The 18,829-nt window shown below is 36.4% G+C and carries 23 protein-coding genes and 1 tRNA gene; 14 read left to right on the forward strand and 10 right to left on the reverse strand.

What is annotated here, in order from left to right; all coding sequences use genetic code 11:
- Window positions 1–2: 2 nt before the first annotated feature.
- Together ACNJYY_RS08250 and ACNJYY_RS08255 are read left to right on the forward strand one after the other, a co-directional pair.
- Window positions 3–809, forward strand: coding sequence for a dTDP-4-dehydrorhamnose reductase family protein (locus ACNJYY_RS08250; protein WP_416731828.1), 807 nt, complete (start codon window positions 3–5; stop codon window positions 807–809).
- Window positions 806–1,675 (forward strand): NAD-dependent epimerase/dehydratase family protein, encoded by an 870-nt coding sequence (locus ACNJYY_RS08255; RefSeq protein WP_416731333.1) that lies wholly within the window; start codon window positions 806–808, stop codon window positions 1,673–1,675. Before ACNJYY_RS08250 ends, ACNJYY_RS08255 begins: the two co-directional genes overlap by 4 nt.
- A 53-nt stretch (window positions 1,676–1,728) precedes the next feature.
- Here ACNJYY_RS08255 and ACNJYY_RS08260 read toward each other — a convergent pair whose 3' ends face one another.
- On the reverse strand, window positions 1,729–3,057 hold the full coding sequence (locus tag ACNJYY_RS08260; protein ID WP_416731334.1) for a glycosyltransferase family 2 protein: 1,329 nt from the start codon (window positions 3,055–3,057) through the stop codon (window positions 1,729–1,731).
- Window positions 3,058–3,457: 400 nt separating this feature from the next.
- On the opposite strand from ACNJYY_RS08260, the gene sat reads away from it, so the two are divergent.
- Both sat and cysC read left to right on the forward strand, forming a co-directional pair.
- Entirely contained in the window at window positions 3,458–4,588 is a 1,131-nt protein-coding gene (gene sat / locus ACNJYY_RS08265) for a sulfate adenylyltransferase (protein ID WP_416731335.1), read from the forward strand.
- Between the two features lie 20 nt (window positions 4,589–4,608).
- On the forward strand, window positions 4,609–5,214 hold the full coding sequence (cysC, locus tag ACNJYY_RS08270) for an adenylyl-sulfate kinase (protein WP_416731336.1): 606 nt from the start codon (window positions 4,609–4,611) through the stop codon (window positions 5,212–5,214).
- A 34-nt stretch (window positions 5,215–5,248) separates the two neighbouring features.
- On the opposite strand, the gene ACNJYY_RS08275 is transcribed toward cysC, so the two are convergent.
- Together ACNJYY_RS08275 and ACNJYY_RS08280 are read right to left on the reverse strand one after the other, a co-directional pair.
- Window positions 5,249–5,401, reverse strand: a complete 153-nt coding sequence (locus tag ACNJYY_RS08275; RefSeq protein WP_416731337.1) for a hypothetical protein — start codon at window positions 5,399–5,401, stop codon at window positions 5,249–5,251.
- 50 nt (window positions 5,402–5,451) lie between these two features.
- On the reverse strand, window positions 5,452–6,426 hold the full coding sequence (locus ACNJYY_RS08280) for a hypothetical protein (RefSeq protein WP_416731338.1): 975 nt from the start codon (window positions 6,424–6,426) through the stop codon (window positions 5,452–5,454).
- A 120-nt stretch (window positions 6,427–6,546) separates the two neighbouring features.
- Between ACNJYY_RS08280 and ACNJYY_RS08285 the strand changes: the two genes are divergently transcribed.
- From ACNJYY_RS08285 to ACNJYY_RS08305, 5 genes are all read left to right on the forward strand, one after another.
- Window positions 6,547–7,659, forward strand: a complete 1,113-nt coding sequence (locus ACNJYY_RS08285) for a hypothetical protein (RefSeq protein ID WP_416731339.1) — start codon at window positions 6,547–6,549, stop codon at window positions 7,657–7,659.
- A gap of 134 nt (window positions 7,660–7,793) precedes the next feature.
- A complete protein-coding gene (locus ACNJYY_RS08290; RefSeq protein ID WP_416731340.1) occupies window positions 7,794–8,681 on the forward strand; it encodes a hypothetical protein in 888 nt (295 codons plus the stop codon).
- A gap of 63 nt (window positions 8,682–8,744) precedes the next feature.
- Window positions 8,745–9,122 carry a hypothetical protein gene (locus ACNJYY_RS08295; RefSeq protein ID WP_416731341.1) on the forward strand — a complete coding sequence of 126 codons (378 nt, stop codon included), beginning with the start codon at window positions 8,745–8,747 and terminating at the stop codon, window positions 9,120–9,122.
- Between the two features lie 127 nt (window positions 9,123–9,249).
- Window positions 9,250–9,477 (forward strand): hypothetical protein, encoded by a 228-nt coding sequence (locus ACNJYY_RS08300; RefSeq protein ID WP_144701066.1) that lies wholly within the window; start codon window positions 9,250–9,252, stop codon window positions 9,475–9,477.
- Between the two features lie 45 nt (window positions 9,478–9,522).
- The gene (locus ACNJYY_RS08305; protein WP_416731342.1) at window positions 9,523–10,437 is read left to right on the forward strand and encodes an MBL fold metallo-hydrolase; all 915 of its coding nucleotides are present in this window, start codon (window positions 9,523–9,525) and stop codon (window positions 10,435–10,437) included.
- Here ACNJYY_RS08305 and ACNJYY_RS08310 read toward each other — a convergent pair.
- The 4 genes from ACNJYY_RS08310 to ACNJYY_RS08325 form a co-directional block, all read right to left on the reverse strand.
- Complete coding sequence (locus tag ACNJYY_RS08310) at window positions 10,409–11,104, reverse strand: YetF domain-containing protein (protein ID WP_416731343.1); 696 nt, start codon at window positions 11,102–11,104, stop codon at window positions 10,409–10,411. The genes ACNJYY_RS08305 and ACNJYY_RS08310 overlap by 29 nt on opposite strands.
- An 85-nt stretch (window positions 11,105–11,189) precedes the next feature.
- Window positions 11,190–11,624 carry a GNAT family N-acetyltransferase gene (locus tag ACNJYY_RS08315; protein WP_416731344.1) on the reverse strand — a complete coding sequence of 145 codons (435 nt, stop codon included), beginning with the start codon at window positions 11,622–11,624 and terminating at the stop codon, window positions 11,190–11,192.
- A gap of 2 nt (window positions 11,625–11,626) precedes the next feature.
- Entirely contained in the window at window positions 11,627–12,145 is a 519-nt protein-coding gene (locus ACNJYY_RS08320) for a YjcG family protein (protein ID WP_416731345.1), read from the reverse strand.
- A gap of 62 nt (window positions 12,146–12,207) precedes the next feature.
- Window positions 12,208–12,936, reverse strand: coding sequence for an alpha/beta hydrolase (locus tag ACNJYY_RS08325; protein WP_416731346.1), 729 nt, complete (start codon window positions 12,934–12,936; stop codon window positions 12,208–12,210).
- Between the two features lie 141 nt (window positions 12,937–13,077).
- On the opposite strand from ACNJYY_RS08325, the gene ACNJYY_RS08330 reads away from it, so the two are divergent.
- Window positions 13,078–13,635, forward strand: a complete 558-nt coding sequence (locus ACNJYY_RS08330) for a phosphatidylglycerophosphatase A (protein WP_416731347.1) — start codon at window positions 13,078–13,080, stop codon at window positions 13,633–13,635.
- Window positions 13,636–13,688: 53 nt separating this feature from the next.
- Here ACNJYY_RS08330 and ACNJYY_RS08335 read toward each other — a convergent pair whose 3' ends face one another.
- Window positions 13,689–14,342: a hypothetical protein gene (locus ACNJYY_RS08335; RefSeq protein WP_416731348.1), complete on the reverse strand. Its 654-nt coding sequence runs from the start codon at window positions 14,340–14,342 to the stop codon at window positions 13,689–13,691.
- Between the two features lie 242 nt (window positions 14,343–14,584).
- Between ACNJYY_RS08335 and ACNJYY_RS08340 the strand changes: the two genes are divergently transcribed.
- Both ACNJYY_RS08340 and ACNJYY_RS08345 read left to right on the forward strand, forming a co-directional pair.
- Entirely contained in the window at window positions 14,585–14,953 is a 369-nt protein-coding gene (locus ACNJYY_RS08340; RefSeq protein ID WP_416731349.1) for a hypothetical protein, read from the forward strand.
- Between the two features lie 188 nt (window positions 14,954–15,141).
- Window positions 15,142–15,216 (forward strand) — tRNA-Val (locus tag ACNJYY_RS08345).
- A 110-nt stretch (window positions 15,217–15,326) separates the two neighbouring features.
- Here the strand turns inward: ACNJYY_RS08345 and ACNJYY_RS08350 are convergent.
- Both ACNJYY_RS08350 and ACNJYY_RS08355 read right to left on the reverse strand, forming a co-directional pair.
- A complete protein-coding gene (locus tag ACNJYY_RS08350) occupies window positions 15,327–16,454 on the reverse strand; it encodes a tyrosine-type recombinase/integrase (protein WP_416731350.1) in 1,128 nt (375 codons plus the stop codon).
- Between the two features lie 3 nt (window positions 16,455–16,457).
- Window positions 16,458–17,000: a helix-turn-helix transcriptional regulator gene (locus ACNJYY_RS08355; protein ID WP_416731351.1), complete on the reverse strand. Its 543-nt coding sequence runs from the start codon at window positions 16,998–17,000 to the stop codon at window positions 16,458–16,460.
- Between the two features lie 190 nt (window positions 17,001–17,190).
- Here ACNJYY_RS08355 and ACNJYY_RS08360 point away from each other — a divergent pair, with 190 nt between their 5' ends.
- Together ACNJYY_RS08360 and ACNJYY_RS08365 are read left to right on the forward strand one after the other, a co-directional pair.
- Window positions 17,191–17,355: a helix-turn-helix domain-containing protein gene (locus tag ACNJYY_RS08360; protein ID WP_416731352.1), complete on the forward strand. Its 165-nt coding sequence runs from the start codon at window positions 17,191–17,193 to the stop codon at window positions 17,353–17,355.
- Between the two features lie 184 nt (window positions 17,356–17,539).
- Window positions 17,540–18,601: a hypothetical protein gene (locus tag ACNJYY_RS08365; RefSeq protein ID WP_416731353.1), complete on the forward strand. Its 1,062-nt coding sequence runs from the start codon at window positions 17,540–17,542 to the stop codon at window positions 18,599–18,601.
- The last annotated feature ends 228 nt before the right edge of the window (window positions 18,602–18,829 follow it).

Genomic DNA, 18,829 nt, shown 5'->3' on the forward strand with positions numbered 1-18,829 from the left:
TCATGATTCTAGGGGCGAATGGGATGGCTGGCCATATGATCGCCTCCTATTTCAAAACAAAGACAACACATGAGCTCCTTCTGACTTCTAGAGATGGGACGAAGGGTCATATTCAGCTGGATGCAACGAACTTAACGCAGATTGCTGAAGTTGTGCAGCACCATAAACCCGATCTTATTATTAACTGCATCGGTCTCTTAAACGAGTATGCGGCCATTCATCAAAGAGAAGCCATTCTGGTTAACAGCTTACTTCCACACGAGTTAGCGAAACAGCTTAATGTGTTTGGTGGAAAACTGATCCACATTAGTACGGATTGTGTGTTCAGTGGACATCAAGGTAATTACAATGAAGAATCTGTTCCAGATGGACTCACGATGTATGCCAAAACAAAACAGCTTGGAGAAATAAAAACACAACCACATCTAACGATTCGAACTTCCATTATTGGTCCTGAGCTGAAGAATGGCATCGGTTTATTTCACTGGTTCATTCAACAAAAGGGAACCATCAAAGGTTTTACCCATGTAAAATGGAACGGCGTTACAACGTTAGAACTTGCTAAATTTATTGATCATACCATCACTTATCCGATTACAGGCCTTTACCACTTAACCGCTCCAGAGGTTCTTTCAAAGTATGAACTATTAAAGATTATCAAGGATATCTATCAAAAGGATGACGTTGATATTATCCCGCATACCCAGCCACGTTTAGATCGAACACTCTTTAACACCAGGTTAGATTCTGAATTTAAAGTGGCAACTTACGAAAAACAGGTACAAGATTTAAAAGATTGGTTGAAATGAAAAAAAGAATTGTAATTACGGGTGCAGCAGGATTTACAGGATTTCATGCATGTCAGCACTTTAGGGATAAAGGGTATGAAGTGATTGGAATCTCAAGGAGTTATCTATCTAACTTAAAGGTGCGTACAGTTACGTGTGATCTTTTAGAAAAAGAAAAAGTTTCTGAGATCTTTAATACCTATAAACCAGACTTCTGTTTGCATCTGGCAGGTGTAAATTCTGTACCCCGCTCATGGAATGATCCTGCATCAACAATTGAAGCTAACGTACTAGGTACCCTTTATTTGCTCGAGGCTATACGTAAAGCCGTTCCATCATGCCGAACAGTTATTGTCAGCTCGGCCCTCTCAGGAACAGATCATCCTTATGGAGTGAGTAAAAAACATCAAGAAGAGCTTGTGAAGGACTGGGCGCATCTATTTGAACTTCAACTTCTGGTAGCAAAACCATGTAATTTAGTCGGACCAGGCAGATCACCTGGTTTCGTTTCTTTTTTAGCAAACCGTATTATTCAGATGGAGAAGACTGGTGATAAAAGTGCTATCAACATCAGTCATCTTAAAAACGAGCGAGAGTTCTTAGATGTAAGAGATGCGATATCTGCTTATGAAGTTCTGTTAAATAAAGGCTCTAAAAATAAGACTTACGAATTGGGGTCAGGAAAGATGACAACGCTGTTAGAGGTGACTGATATCTTTCAAACATTTACGAAAGAAAAACTAACTTTTTTTGAGACAGCCTCTTCTCCAGATAACAATCCTCATGTCATGGATTCAAAACTCTTACAAGAACTTCAATGGCAAAAAAAATATCCATTAGAAATTTCAATACAGCAAATACTATCATTCTACAGATCAATCAATTAATTTAACAAGTTAATATATATAAAAAGCGTCCCTTATTCACGGGGACGCTCTATTTATTTTATTCGTTTATGGTATAAAGCCATGTTCATCCAATGCGAATTTCCAGGCTTTATATGCTGGCTATAAAAGTGAGTTTCAACTTGACTGTTTAAAACACCACTCAAATTTTTATGAAGAGATTTTAATCGATACATAACTGCGTATGGTTGAATGGTTTTGTTTAACGAGGATTTAACATACCGAGTACCTTTTATAATTGGTCCTGAAGTCAAACGTCCTCTACGGTCGTACCAAACTTTATGATTGGTTACCAACAAATCTGTTTCAGAAGGTATGGACTCCATTTTTAACACCATCTGCTCTAGTGCTTGTGGGTCAAGCCAGTCTTCCCCTGTCATAAAAAGAACATACTCACCGATGCAATAATCAAGAGCAATTTCAATAGACCCCGCTTTTCCGCGATGATTTAGCAGCAATGGAATCATTCTGAAGTCATGGGTCAGATGAATAGAATCAGGAGTGAAATCGGTCGAACCGTCATCCACTACTACGAGTTGAAAATCGTTCAACGTTTGTTGGAGAATACTGCTCAATGCATGATCAATGGTCTTAACATGGTTATGTGAGTATAACAGAACACTTACTTTTGGCAACTTTCCGATACGTTTTTGAATATCAATACTGCTAGCCATACTCTCCATGGTTAATTGCTCTGGCGGAATGTTCGTAGTAAGAGCATATCGTCCATTAAAGCGATATTCCATAATATATTCTCGGAGCAGTACAAAATCACCATGCAAAAGCAAGCGAATCCAAAAGTCATGGTCTTGTACGTTAGGAAAATCTTCACGGTAACCTCCGGCTTTCAAAAAAGCTTCACTCGTAAACAAGAAAGATGCCCCAATAAAGCAATTCTGAAATATCTCTTCTTTTTTCCTTGTCATAAAATGCTCGACATATTCGTACCAGGCTTTTGTATAAGTGATTGGTGTTCCATGCTGATCGATCCGTCTGTAAAATGAATACACCAATACCGTATCCTTCGATGCTTGATCCATCGTTTCCACTAATCGCTCTAAAAAGTTTGGATCGTGCCTGTTATCACTGGAGATCCATGTTAAATAAGGACAATCTTTAACAAGTTCGAATCCTTCATTTAATGTTGGAGAAATTCCTAGGTTCACCTTTCGATCGACGATCTCAAACGGAATGGTTAGTAGCTTACTAGCTTCCTTTATTGCGGCGACGGTTTCATCATTTGGTCCATCAAGTATGATTACAAGTTTATAATCACGAAAAGTTTGTTTTTCCATGGATTGTATACATTCAAAAATATACTCCCTTTCCTGATGATATACGGGGAGTACAACGCCTACTTTCACTAAAGTTCCTCCTAAGTTCAATTACGCTATGAATCTTGATGTCATAGTGCGATACAAGCATTCTATTCATTTATCAATGAAAGGGACTGGTTATTTTGGTAAATAAATTTTCTGTTTAGTCTTGGTCGAAATTAAATGCTGTGTACTTGCTCAGTAGCTGTTAAATATAGTTGTTCTCCGTTACAGGATACTCGCTAACAACAGGACGTGTGGTCAGCTTCACGATTTTTTGCAACTTGAGAAGTGTCACATCTTACACTCCAACCAACATATCAGGGAAGTAAAAGAATGAATAAGAAAGTCTGTATAGTAACAAGGATACACTCACAAAACTTGTCTAACATACATACACTAATAATGGTTAGCAAGAGCTAATCGATTAATTGTTGAGGTGAAATCGATGCTCCTCCTTCCTCATGGTGGTAGTTTAGTCAATCGACAGTTTACAAACGTCGATTACAATCAAAATCAAATCAAAATTGAATTAGATCCAATCAGTTTATCTGATTTAGAATGTCTTTCTAACGGTGCGTTTAGTCCGCTTGATTCTTTTATGAATAAAGCTGAATACGAAGGTGTATTACACGATATGAGGCTATCTAGCGGACTTCCTTGGAGTGTACCTATTACGTTACCTGTTACTGATGAAAAGGCGAGACAATTAATAAAGCACCAAGAAGCTTTACTAATTTATGATAATGAAATTTATGGAAAAATAGAAATTACGGATATTTATAAACCGGACAAACTTATAGAAGTAAGGAAAGTCTATCGTACGGATGATCAAACCCATCCAGGAGTATGCAATGTAATGAATAGAGGAAGCTGGTATGTTGGCGGGAGAGTTACGCTGATAAACAAACCTCCTCAAAAAGTTGGCTCTTCTTATTATTTAGACCCAAAAGAAACAAGGGAACAATTTATTAAGAACAGCTGGGAAAAAATCGTTGGGTTCCAAACAAGAAACCCCATTCATCGTGCACACGAATATCTGCAAAAAAATGCTCTTGAGCAGATGGACGGGCTCTTATTGCATCCTTTAGTTGGAGAAACGAAACAAGATGACATACCTGCAGAAGTTAGAATGAAATCTTATGAAACACTGCTTCACCATTATTATCCAAAAAATCGCGTTCTGTTAAGTGTGTTTCCTGGATCGATGAGATATGCGGGTCCTCGTGAAGCGATTTTTCACTCCATCATAAGAAAAAATTATGGATGCAGCCACATTATAATAGGAAGAGATCATGCTGGAGTCGGAGATTTTTATGGACCTTATGATGCGCAGCATATTTTTGAAGAGTTTGATAAGGATGAGTTAGGAATAATCCCTATTTTCTTCGAGAATAGTTTTTATTGCACGAAATGTGGAACAATGGCCACGATTAAAACATGTCCGCATGACGAAAAAGACAGACTTACTTTATCAGGAACAAGAGTAAGAGAAATGCTTAAGAATGACGAGCCGATTCCAACCGATTTTAGCCGCAGTGAAGTCATTTCAATATTACGCGATTATTATGCTAAATAAAAAGTTATGGAGGCTACGAATTGAGTGTAGAAGATAAAAATATAACATGGCAACAGCATAATGTGACAAAGGAAATGAGACAGAAGCTTCATGGTCACAATAGCTTTGTACTTTGGTTTACAGGGCTATCTGGTTCTGGAAAATCAACGATAGCTTCCGAAGTTGAGAAAATATTATATAAAAGGAAGCACAGTACCATGCTACTTGACGGGGATAATGTTAGACATGGATTAAATCGAGATCTAGCCTTCTCAAAAGAAGCAAGAACGGAAAACATCAGAAGAATCGGTGAAGTAACAAAGTTATTTGTGGAAGGCGGCTCGATTGTTTTAGTTGCAGCTATATCTCCTATCGCTGCAGATCGAGATGCAGTCAGAGGTTTGTTTTCTGATGAAGAATTTGTAGAGGTCTATATAGATTGCAGTCTTATAGAATGTGAAAAAAGAGATCCAAAGGGACTCTATAAAAAAGTAAGAGAAGGATTAATAACTAATTTTACGGGTATCTCTGATCCGTATGAAGCACCAGTTTCCCCTGAAATTATTGTAAAAACAGATCTTCTTGGAGTAAAAGAATGTGCTGAACAAATCATAAATTTTTTGGTAGCAAATCAATATATTTCATAATGGAAAAGCTGCACCCCCTAAGGGGTGCAGCTTTTTAGTTAGATTTATTAGGTTTCCACGTTACTTTTCCGCATGAACTGCAGCCCTTTTTTACAGGAGGATTAATTAAAGACTGATTCTTTCCTGCGTTGTTTAATCTTTTTGTTTTAATTTCAGCATAAAGCTTCTGCAGATCTTCTTTATTCACTTATGATCTCTCCTCATGATTGGATATCTTTGAACAATAGCATTATATTCTCAATCGGAGGACGGGGTGTTCTTATTCGGCTGAAATGGACGAATGACTGATGTTTTCTTTGCATCAGAAGTATTCTTACTAAAAGGTTGAATGATTTTTTCAGTGGGACTATTTGTTTTAAAAGGACTGATCGGACTTGCATTTCTTGATAAAACCTTACTCTGCTCATAAGGTTTTGGAATCTGGTTGGTGATGAGCGAACCAGAAAATGAAAAGGGTCGAATTTGCGGAACAGTTGATTTTGGTGCATCTAACCGTTTATTAACAGGCTTCTGTTCGGTTGCCTCATAAAAAAGATCTTCCCTCTTGTTTTGTACAGGAGAAGAAGGGGATGGATTTTGTTTAATTTCTACTTTTGGTCTTTCTTCAATTTCGTCTACTAACGGGATTTGAGCGGCCGCAAAATAAGCATTAATAGGCTTTAAGATTTTGTTCGCACAAGAAAAGAAAGTTGACTCTGAAACAGAAGAAAGAGATTCAAATGAAACACGCAGAAAGGTTTGAATGACTAAATAACTGATCCACTCTACAACTTTCTCTTCATAAGAAGGCTGAACGGCTAAGAAGAGAGGTCCATCTTTTCTTTTTAGTGTGATACCTTTGTGAATGCCTGCTTGAACGGGCAATCTGAATGTGGGTGAAGGGTTCAAATAATACAATTGTTTTTCAGGTGTATTCAGCGCGAGTGGCATAGGATGACCGCTATGGAAATCTACATAGAAACGATGATCGCATTTAACGTGATCATCTGTCGTAATTCTAATTCCTGTATGACTTAAGTGCTGATCGAGTTCTTTTACTTTCTTTTGTGATAACCCCTGGATACCAAATATAAATGTAGAAAGAGCTCCTGAAATTGTTTCTCCGTCATCAGAGATCTGCAATCCCCAGTAAGGCAATAAAAGACATAAAGCCTCATATTCTATGGATGATAACTCACACACTTTCTGATCTTGATACCAGATTGGTCTCATGATAGCTTCCTCCTTAATGCTTATCTATAAAAATAGGCTTTCCTTCTTGTGTCATAACCCACTCTATTTCCATAGTATGTATGGAATCTTCAGATCATGATGAGGAAAGGAAGGGAAACAATGGGAAATAATCATAAACACTTGCAGGATGAGTGTATCCGCGTTCAGAAAGTTTACGACTGGGTGACTGATACACTAAACGTAAGAAAGACCGTTTCTTTTACTCCTGAACAAATCGCAGCTATAGAAGAAGCATTGGATGATCCTTCACGCCGGCCGTTAAGATTGGTTACGAAAGTACCCAAAACTCCTCCAGCATTCCCGCTAACAGGTGAGACAAACGAAGCATGCCCTGAATTATATCTATGCGAGCAAGTTGGAGATAAGAAAGATGTTACAGTCGCACTTAACGGAGGTTTTGCTGAGGCACAGCTTGTAGAGCTACTCTTTACAACAGATATCAAAGTTCAAGTTGTCGACCGTAACGGAGTAATCGTTGTAGAACAGTTGGTTAATGCATCAGTATTCGAATCTTTCGTCTTGTGTTATCCAGATGGAACAGACTTATACTGCAGAATTACTAAAATCTTTGCTCGCATCCCAACAGGGACTGTATTGTTGAATAGTCCATCACCAACTTCATTCGTTGTAGACATTACATTCTGTGTTGATATCCAAGTTGAAGCTGAAGTAAAACTAGAGGTATTGGCGAAGTTCTGCTCGCCTCGTGAAAATGACCTAAATGCAGAGGAAAGCGAGGGAGAAATGTGTCCAGAGGTAGTGTTTCCGCAACAATGCCCGGACATATATCCCAGGCCAGGCTGCCTGTGTAGATCACAAGGAACTGCTAGTGGATTAACGTGTGAAGAGGATGGAGCGACAGAAACTGGAAGAGTAACCATATCTGTTGAAATCTGTCCGAGTTCTAACCTGACAGGAAGCAGATTCCATTTATCTCTAAACGATACAGGATATACAGCTACAGAATTCACACAAGAAACACTTAGCTGTGATGAGTATGCTGGTGGACTAAGGTTGACTGTTTCAGGAAGAGGCACGATGGATGCTTCTGGAGAACAGTATAAGTTTAACCTTGCTATTGTTGAGACAGCAGATGGAAACCAATTTGAGGTAGAACTTATTGAAAGAGCAGGAAAGAAAGTATTTACTACGGGTGTTGTAAAAGCAGATTCTGGAGAAATCGCAATAGAAAACTGCCTTCAACATCAATAATTAACGGATCTGAAGAACAGAAAGACCTGAGGCGATTGACTGCAGGTCTTTCTTGTTTATGAAAAAAAGGTGAACGAATAATAGTAGCTTACATACAATAGGGAAAGAGCCTAATTATGCAAGGGGGAAGATGCATGGGGACGAAGGATAAATTAAGTTATGAGCGGCTCGTTTCTAGGGTGGACTATTACAAAGATAAAGCACTTGATCTTGAAAAAAAGCTCGTTTTTGCTGAAGAGACCATTGAAAGACTCGAAAATGAGACGAAAAATGATCGATCCCTTAAAATAATTGAAGAGAATGAAAAAGAACTTCAAGAACTGAGAAAACAAGTCGAAGAACTCACGAGAAAATTAAAACGGCTAGAAGAACATGAGATGGAGAAAAGAATGCAAGGTTATGAGGATTTATTAAAAAGCATACAAGATGAAATGAACGATAAAGACCAACAGATTGACCTGTACCAACAGCGAATCAAAAGTATGGAAAAGCGGATCAATATTAACCGCACATCTGAACCTGTATTTGAAGAGCTTGATACAGAAAATAATTCAGAATCTCAGAAAAAAGAAGGCTTTAACAGTGCGTGCTATTTCGACTATTCGGTAATTTTTACAAAAGATAAGAAGGGTTTTATTAGAGGGTCATTTTTTATTGAAAATACTGGAACAGAGACGTTGGAGAATCCTTATATTTGTTTCAGGTTCCAACCAGCTGAAGCTTGTTCATTAAAAGGAAAGATCATATCGTTGATCGCGTCACCCTCACAGGAAGAAATGACACAGTCTATTTGGATGTATATGGATAATGAGTGGGCAGAAAAAGCAAAAGAACGGGGAGAAATGTGGATCTGTCCACTACGTGAAACCAAGTTTAAAAGTGGTGACAAACTCTCTTTGGATGATTTCCAAATTCCTTTTAAGAGTGGTATCGATGAAAATATTACGGTAGAAGCGTTCGTTTATTTTCATAAACAAAACTATCGAACAAAAGCAGTTAATCATATAGCTATTAATTTTTAGTGAGACAGCCTATAACCAACTCGTCAGACTTGCATATGATGTACTATACGAGGAGGTTGTAACATGGAAGATTGTTATTATTGTAAAAGGAAGAAGAAGCATAAAAAACATAAGAAGGTTTATGCTGATAAAGTAATCATTAAAGCAGATAAAGTTATTATTCATGAAAAGAAGGTAGAGTGCGAATCAAGCTCTAGCAAATGGGAGTCTAGTCATAAACATGAGTCTAGCCACAAACATGAGTCATCTTCTAAACATGAATCTAGTCATAAACATGAATCTAGTCATAAACATGAATCTAGTCATAAACATGAATCTAGCCATAAACATGAATCTAGCTCAAAGCATGAATCTTCTTCAAAACATGAATCTTCTTCTAGCTCAAGCTCAAGTTCCAGCTCAAGCAAAAGCAATGGCTGCCACTATGACCCTTGGGTGTAAGCAATCTAAATGTTTCTTTAGAGTACTCTCAACAGAGTGCTCTTTTTTTTATATTACACTTAGAAAACATAGATTTAGAAGGAATAGGGTAAGAAATAGAGAAGTAATGATAAAGGAGAGGATATCGATGGGGTATATCTTGCCGTACCTACCAATTCAGCAGTTGCAGTATGCTAGTCGGATGGAAAAAGCTGAAAGAGGATTACCTGTTGTTGCTAGTGTTCCTCCAATCCAGAATGAAGACGTACGTTCATTTCAGAATAAGAAGAGATTGACCTTTGAAGAAAAGCGTTCTTTTGATCAGATCTTAAGTGAAATGGAAGGCAAAGGAAATATAATTAACGAAACCATATAATGGTTTCTTTTTTTGTTCATAACACAAAGACTTGGGGGGTTAATAGTGGAATTTATTGAACTTTCGACTGATTGTTATTACTTTAAGAGTGCCGTTAACATAGGGTATATCGTGAATAATGACAAAAGCAAAGGTATGTTAATAGATGCTGGACTTGAATCATCAGCAGCCAAAAAAGTGTTAAAGCATCTTCATAATGAAAAGCTGCCTTTAACCCATCTATTCATTACTCATGCTCATGCGGACCATTTTGGAGGTGCATTCTATATACAACAAAAGGTTGATGTACATACAATCGCTCCTCTACTAGAGGAAGCAATTATGAGGAATCCTGTACTTGAACCAATCTATCTATCGCATGGGAATTTTCCTTTAAAAGAAATGCGCAATAAATTTTTAGAAGCACCCGCTATACGTGTTGATGAAATATGCTCAGAAGGAAATATAGAACAATTTCCAGAAGTTCAAATTATTCATCTTCCAGGTCATAGCTATAATCAACATGGAATCTTATTCCGCGGCATTTTATATGCTGCTGATGCGTTTTTAGGAAAAGATGTACTCCGGAAGCATAAGATTCCCTTTATTGTTGATGCTGGTGAAAACATAGCAACTTTAAAGAAGCTGAAGATGCTTAATGTGGAAGGTATGATTCCTGGTCACGGTAAGTATGAAACAGAGTATAAAGAAGTTATTCATGATAACATCCTTATATATGAAACAATTATTTTAGAAGTACAGAATGTGGTCAACCATTCAGGTAACTCTGGAATTTCATTAGAGGATATTGTAGCTGCAATATTAACAAAATATGAAGTTGAGCCGGCAAACCTAGGGGCATATTCCTTGTTTCGAACGGCTATCTCTGCACATGTTATTTACTTGCTAGAGAATGGAAGTGCAGCGTATCAGATTAAAAACGGACGGCCTGTCATTTTTTCGGCTTCGTACAAGGCATGATTAACAGTTTACCGTCTGAGAATTCTGCATACACGATTTCTTTTATATCGGAGTATCCTTGTTTGTGAATTTGTTCTAATAGTTTATTTTTTGAAAATCCAGCTGTTGAAAGGTTATCATGGTTTAGTTCTCCGTCTAAGATGAGTGTAATCGGCAACTCCGGCTGCTGCTGGCTATGCAGGTTCAAATCCTGTCTGTTTGGAGGGCCGTATTGATATTTAGGCAATATGCTTAAAGATCCATTAGATTCTAATATGGCATATTCAACTTCTCTTAAACCGAAAAATCCTTTTTGTCTAACTAAGTTTTGAAGCTGGTTGATATCAAGCTTGCTCTTTTTGAGCATGTCACGATCGATCAGTCCGTTACGAATGACGATAGTGGGGGCGCCTTCCAGAAATTTCCGCGTACCTTTATATTTCTGAGATATTATTTCAACTACATAGACCATTGAGCCCCAGATTACTATGGCATACAGGATAACGAATATAGAAGTCTCATCATCATACATTGCATTACCGACTAATTCACCCAAGAAAATAGATGAAATAAAATCAAAGGGTGTTATTTGAGAAATCTGCGTTTTTCCTAAAACTTTTGTTAACAAAAAGAGAGCGATAAACCCTACGATTAATTCGGTTGTCAATTGTCCAACATGAATGTCCATCAACCTTAGTCTCCTCAACGTACGTTTTATTGTACAGTTTTGACGAGATTAGACCGTAATAAACAAAAAAGCATTGAAATCGCCATTATGACGATTTCAATGCTTTTTTCATAGCAACATGCGGAATGTTAGCATCTAGAAATGGTTCTTTGGAGGTTGTAAGATACCCCAGTTTTTTATAAAAGTCTTCTGCCTGTGTTTGTGCATATAATATAAGGCTGGGTAAAGAACGTTTAATGGCTGCTGTTTCCATAGCGTTCATCAATTCTTCTCCTAGTCCTTTTTTTCGATGAGAAGACAATATACAGACCCGTTCTACTTTTCCTTCTCCATTAACTTCACGAAGTCTAGCAGCACCAACCGGTTTGTCTTCATCGTAAAGAACAAAATGCAAGGAGCCATCTTCATTGTTGTCAATCTCTTCGTTTTCATCAATCTGCTGTTCGCGAACAAAAACGTCTCTTCTTACAGCTAAGGCATCTTGAAATCCTTGTTCGCTCGTTGTAAACGTCTTAATCAATATTATTGTACTCCTTTTCCAAGACGAAATGTTTCATAGACCGTCCAAGAACCGTTATCAAGTTGATAGAGAAGCTGAAAACGATCGATTCGTTCTTCATGTTCAATATCTATCATACGCAAACGTTCTAATACGTCTGAATGTTCTTCATCAGACAGCTTTTGCCCAAGTGTTAAATGCGGTACAAAATTATACGGCTGTTGGTGTTCAAGCGGACCAGAATATAACTGCTCATGAAGTGATTTTATCTCATCGGCTTCATTAACTTTTAAAAAGATTACATTGTTTACAGGATGGAATGATCCTACTTTATTAATCAAGATAGAAAACGGATTTATATTTTTTGCAACAGAAGAAATATAGGCGATCTGTTCTTGAATTTCTTCCTCGGTTGCCTCATAAGGCTCCTTAAGTGTGATATGAGGTGCGATAAGGGCATAATGCGGATCATAACGCTTTCGGTAGGAATTCACTTTATCTTGTAGATTTTTTGATGGAAAAATTGCAATACCGTATTTCATATTTCTTCCTCCCTCATCTTTTGAACTAGTATACCAAATATTCTATTTATTTCCCACAGTTACTAGTCGCTGTAAAGAAACCTTAACGCGTGAACTAAGTCTTTCTGCCAATTTACCCAGAGATGATTTCCTTGAAACTCAGTGTATTCATAATCGAGTGCCAAATTCTTTAAAAGCTTACTAAGGTGTCGGTTGGGTGTTAAAAAATCTTTAGTTATTCCTTCAGGATTCGTAAACTTTTCTTCTTCATCACCTATTGAGTGATAGATGGTCAACGTTTGCATTTGTTCTATGGATTCAACGGTATCAATAAAACTTTCAGGAACGTAAGGAGACTGTACGATCACTTTACCAAACGTATTCGGATACAGAATACTCAGCTTAAAAGCTATGTAACCACCTAAGGAATCACCGATTAACCCCATGCCCGCACCAAGTTGGAGCGTGTTAAACTTCTCATTAAGGTAAGAGGTAAGTTCGAATGCCATGAATCGAATGTAATTTTCGTGCTTTTCTCCTGTTGGGTCATATTTGGCTTTTCGATCTTCGATTCCTTTATGATTTACACCAACAATGATACAGCTCTGTAAATTTTCTTCTTCCATCAGTCGATCGGCTGTTTTCGCGAGCTTTCCTAACTGAAAGTAGTCTCTGCCATCTTGTGCGATTAGAATAGGGTATTTAACGAGAGGAGTAAACTTAGAAGGCAGATAGATGAGCAATTCAATCTCCTCATCCAAGTAGATGCTGTATATTTTATCATCTGTAATAGAACCTTTAAGAATGGCCATAAAAAGTACCTCCTATGCTGACTGATCTTAAAATTATAAGCGTTTTCATTCAACTCGTTTTATTGTATCACATAATGATATAATGAAAGAATCAATTCGTTCTGCCAAAAGAGATCGAACATTAAGAAGAGGTGAAGTCTGTTGAATAATAGAGTGCATAGTAGAGAAGTTGAAGCAGCGGCTAGAAGGCTGTTGAATGAAAGAGGCGTCACAATTCCTGAAATCGCTGAAATTGTATATGAAATGCAGATTCCATTTTCACCTGGCTTAACGAAAGAAGAATGTATAGAGAGCGTCGATGCTGTTCTCATGAAGCGCGAGATCCAGCATGCTATTCTTGTTGGTGTAGAACTTGATATGCTCGCGGAACAAAGAAAGTTGTCTGAACCTCTTCAAAGTATCGTTGAACAAGATGAAGGATTGTTTGGGGTAGATGAAACGGTCGCACTAGGAGCTGTTTTTGGCTATGGATCGATAGCAGTTACAACTTTTGGGCACCTAGACAAATTTAAAATGGGTATTATTCAAAAATTAGATACAAAGATAGCAAATGGTAAAGTGCATACATTCTTGGATGATTTAGTTGCAAGTATTGCGGCTAACGCATCAAGTCGACTCGCACATAGACTTCGAGATAAACAGGAGCGGCTTGATCATGAAGAGATTAAAATTCGTGATGAGGAAGAGAAGATTGGTTAAATACCAAGCAAAAACACGCCTAAAGGTTGGGCGTGTTTTTATATTGTTATCCATTAAAATATATCGACAGAAACAATATCAAGTAGTGGGAATTTTGTTTGGGCAGTATTATTAATCCGTGCATAATCTGATTGTACTTCATCAATCTGGACATTAAGAAACAATCTTCCAGCTACGATTAAATCTACAACTACATCTCCATTTGCTAGTGTAATAAGGACTGATCGAATGGTACGACTTGTAACTGTTGGGGTATTTGTTAAAACCAAGATTAAATTTTGATCTATAGCAGCAATAGTTGTAAACGGAATATATCGGTCAACAGTTGCATTAGTCACTCGGATATAATCCGATCCAACCTCTCTTATGGTCACATTCGTAAGAAACGCTGCTGCTAGCCCAGGAACATAAATATCCACAGTGAAAACTCTGGCAAAATCAATTACGCGAGTTCTAAAATCAGTACTGTTTACTTCAGGAGTGATCCCAGCGCCTATTGCGTTATCGATGCTTCCCACCGCAAACAAGTTAATTAGAGCGTTTATAGTCGTTCCATTACTAACACGAAAAAAGTTACCACCAACTTCTCTAATAGAAACACTAATAAAAGGCGTTAACGAATTACCCGTGATGTAAACATCTACTAGATTTTCACTTGCTAGAGAAATGATTCTGCTTCTTAGCGTGCGGCTTTGGATGATCGCCATATGATTCACCTCCTTGCCGGAACAAACTTTTATAGCAAGACGATGCTCATTATAAAGATTCCATACTATAATCTATTAATTAAGAACGAAAGTGTGTGGTGTATTATCTTGCGTTTAACATAGGTAAACGCATATTTATTAATTAATAGGCTAGTATCCTATCATTTTTGAAATAAATTAATATGCTATTTAGTATCTGGTATACAGATTGATTTATTTCATAAATGGATGGGAGGTCAGTAATGATGGGTGACTCATTATTCCACGGAAAAGAAAAATATTCAAAGCATGATCACACAAGCGGGTGTGACAGCTGTGTTTGTGATTTCTTTCGTGATCTATCCGATGACATTGATTTTTGCAGCCAAAACATAAACAACTTTCTTGTTATCGTTTTAAAAGGAATTGGACCATTAAGCTTGAATGGGACGACAGATCCTACATTGTTTAGATTTGTTCGTTTTGAACACACAAAGTGCTGTGTAGTGCTTTCCTATGAAGTAACTACGGCAACGGGAACAGCTACTCGTAATCTATTGGTTAACTGTAAAGACATCATAGCAGTAACTTGTGTACAAGACGGTGATCTTGCTGCAGGTACGTTTAACTAATCGTTAATTCAGCCGGGATTCTCTCCCGGCATTTACATATTAGAAAATCCTATTTTTTGTGGAACTGAAAGAAAAGTGTTGTCAAAACTCTTAAAAAGCATATATAATAATTTTTGTTGGACAAAGAAATTGATTCGATAGCTCAGCTGGGAGAGCGCTACCTTGACAGGGTAGAGGTAATTTAATATGATCTGTTAGCTCAGTGGGAGAGCACTTGCTTGACAGGCAAGGGGTCGTGGGTTCAAGTCCCTCACAGATCACCATACATAAAATTAAAAAAGTAACGGAAAAGTAACGCTTTAAAAATCCGTTACCAAAAGTAACATAGAGTAACGAAAAACCACCTAAAATTTATTAGGTGGTTTTTGTATTATTATGAGGTTATGATATTGTCCAGTTTATCCATTGCATCCTTTTGCATTGTAGGTAAAACGTGTGAATATGTGTCCAACGTGATTTTTATATTCGAGTGGCCAAGTCGTTCGCTTATTACTTTTATATTAACCCCTTTTGCGAGAAGTAGAGTAGCGTGAGTATGTCTTAAATCATGGAATCTTATCTTAGGTACTTCAGCAGCTTCAATTAACTTATTGAAAACTCTGTTTCGTAAATTAGATGGATGTATTGGTGTTCCCATTTGAGTACAGAAAACTAAGTCTTGATCCTGATATGACTTTCCGTTTAATAACTTTTCTTCTAATACTGTTTTCCTGTGTGCTTTAAGGACTTGAATTGTTGATTCTGATAAGTTGATAGTACGATTCCCTGATTTAGTCTTAGCCCCTTTGATTATATCCTTACCATTGTGAGCTAATACTTGATTAATGGTTAAGAAATGATTTTCCAGGTCAATGTCTTTCCATCTAAGTCCTAATAATTCTCCCTGACGTAATCCACTCATTAGTGCCAGATAAAACAAAGCATATTGAGAATTGTTTTTTGCTACTTTTAAAAACTTGTTAACTTCTTCTTCATTCCAGGCTTGCATTTCATTCTTTTCTTCCTTTGGAAGTGTAACCTTCTTAGCGACGTTCTTACTTAGTATTTCAATATCAATTGCATATTCTAATGAATTTTTAATGATATTTACTGCCTTTTTAATAGTAGAAGGGGAGTAACCCTTATCATGCATGTCATTAATGAAATTATTAATATGAATCGTTTTAAGTGCTGCTAATGTCATGTTGCCTAAAAAGGGAAGGATGTACTTATCAAGATACATTTTGTGTACTCCAACTGTTTGTTTACCTAGACTCTTCTGTTTTGTCTTAAACCATTCTTCCACAAATGCTCTGTATTGCATTTTAGTCGGTTCTATATATGTTCCTTTGTTCAATTCACTTTGAGCCTCTACAAGAGCAACTTGAGCTTCTTTCTTCGTGTTAAAACCACTGATCTTCTTTTGTTTTCTTTTACCATTAGTGTCTAATCCAACTTCAAGCATAATAAAATACTTTGTCTTACCAGCTTTGGTTTGATATTTATGAATAGATCCAGCCATATACTATTCTCCCTTCTTTTTATCATCAAATATTTGCATCATTGTTTTAAGGACATCAACATCATTAAGTACCATTTTTGAAAAGTCATCAGCAATGTCCTTTTGACTTTTCTCAAGTAAACCTTTCACTTGCAACAGAGTTCTTTTTGCTTGAGGCTTTCTGGTGAGTACAAGTATTTCTAATAATTTATCCAATTCATCCTTAATTTCTCTAAGTTCATCAATGCTTATTTGACTATCTTCATCTACAAACACTTCGGGCTTATTATTAAGTAGGTCGAGTGAAGTGTTTAATGTGAATTCCTCTAGTACTGACTTCTCACTATTAAGGAAGGTATTTATTTCATCATCTTCTATATCAATATCCAACCCTTTGATAATTGTTTTAAGGTTAGTTATTGTTGATTTTCTTTTTCCAAATTTACCATTTTCAATATTGGATACAGTTGCCTGACTGATTCCAATCATCTTTGCTAATTCGGAAGAGGTAATGTTTTTCTCTTCGCGACTTTTCCGAATAATTTCCCCTAATCTTTTATTCATCATAATTCCTCCATCTAATATGTATGCTTAAATTTTATCACGTTATTAGTAATTAATCAATTATAATTAATATCAATATTATTAAATTATTATTTTATAAGTATTGATTAATAATTAATAAGTTGTTAATATCGAATTAGGAACACTAACAGGCGTTCTGGGATACAAAAGGATACAGAAGGGAGGGATTAACTTGGAAAAACAAGTTCTTAATGTAAAAGACATTCAAGAATACCTTGGGATTGGTCGCAGGCAAGCATATGATCTGGTAAATAGTGGACAGTTTCATAGTGTACGAGTTGGAGAGCGAATCAAGATTTCACGAGAAGTATTTTTTGATTGGTTGCACGGTAAGTAATACATAAGTCTGTTTAAAAGAGACATTTTATCTGAAATTACAGTTTGAAAAACGGAGTATTTAAAAGAATTACATAGATAATAAAAGTTGTGAATATTCAAATTACATACATATAAGATTGGAAAATCGGGGGATGAAAAAGTGTCGTCCTCCAAAAATAATATAAAGGAAGATTGATGGAAGCATGAAAGTTGAAAAGTTAAAAGCAGGTCAAACATTTAAGAATTACAAGGCTCTTTGTGAGGAATTGGAAATGGAAGAAAAGAAGGCAAACAGTAAAAAGGCTCAACTCAGTGAATTATCTTGTTTCTGTAATTATTCAAATGTTGGTCATCAAATTATAATTCATAAGGTCTTTAAGTCCAAACGTGAAAAAGTAGACAATCGTGGTAAAAGTGCTGGTAGTCGCAATAATAACACTGTTTACAGCAACATTATTCAATTAATGATTACTGATCTACTTGCTCAATGTAATGGTCACATATCAATAAGTAGAAGTCGATTACAGCTAATGATAGGCATGACAAACAAGAATTACAATGAACTTGGCGATTACTTGCGTAAATTAAGTGATTGTACACTTATTCCTATACATGTGCTTTATGATTTCTACAATACAAACAATGGAAACTTTAAGAGAAGAATTGAATCAGCTCTTAATTCACTTCAAAACAAAGCAACTATAATCTATACCATTGTCCATAAGGTCAAAGATAAAGATTCCAGTACTACAAGAACAGCAGATGAATTAGACCTTGAAATTATAATGGAATGTCAAAGGGCGATTCTTGACGAATGGAATTACTCAGAGATGAAAGATATTCCACTTAAGGACAGAAAGAAATTCAGACGTAAAGTACAAGACATGTTAAATGAATTAAGTAATATCGAATACTACTACAAAGCTTATGACATAACAATCAATAAGAAATACATAGAACAAGAACGTAATAAACTTCAAGATTTAGTACTTGAAGAAGTAGATCGTAACAAAAACAAATATAAATTAAACAAAACTGTTAAGGAACAAATCATGAATAATGCTACTAAGAGACAACAACTAGAACTTGAAAAAGGTGAATGGGGTAAAGCAAAAAACAAAACCCTTGAAGCTAGAAGAAGTGATACATACATAAAAAATATTAATGAATTAGCTTTGAAGCTCATTGATTTAGATGCAGATAAAAACTTTGCTTATAATGTGAAGAATTTTAGTTTAGAAGGTCTTGAAGATATACTTGCATAAAAAAGTAACGCTTTCAAACAGCTAATAATTTAAAACATATAAAACATTATTGTATCTTTGAGAATGTTTCTTTATTAAGAATATCCAAGTCCCCCATGATTGGGGGAGGACTCACAATAATTGGGAACGTAGTGGACAATTTTGTTAGTCCTGGGGGAAGAGGTTTTGAACTAAATCTTTAAAAGATATGGACTTCGCTAAAAGAGTGCTCAGTCCTTCAGTTCAAAG

The sequence above is a fragment of the Fictibacillus tiangongensis genome (assembly GCF_048083785.1).
In the GTDB taxonomy this organism is placed as follows: Bacteria; Bacillota; Bacilli; order Bacillales; family Fictibacillaceae; genus Fictibacillus.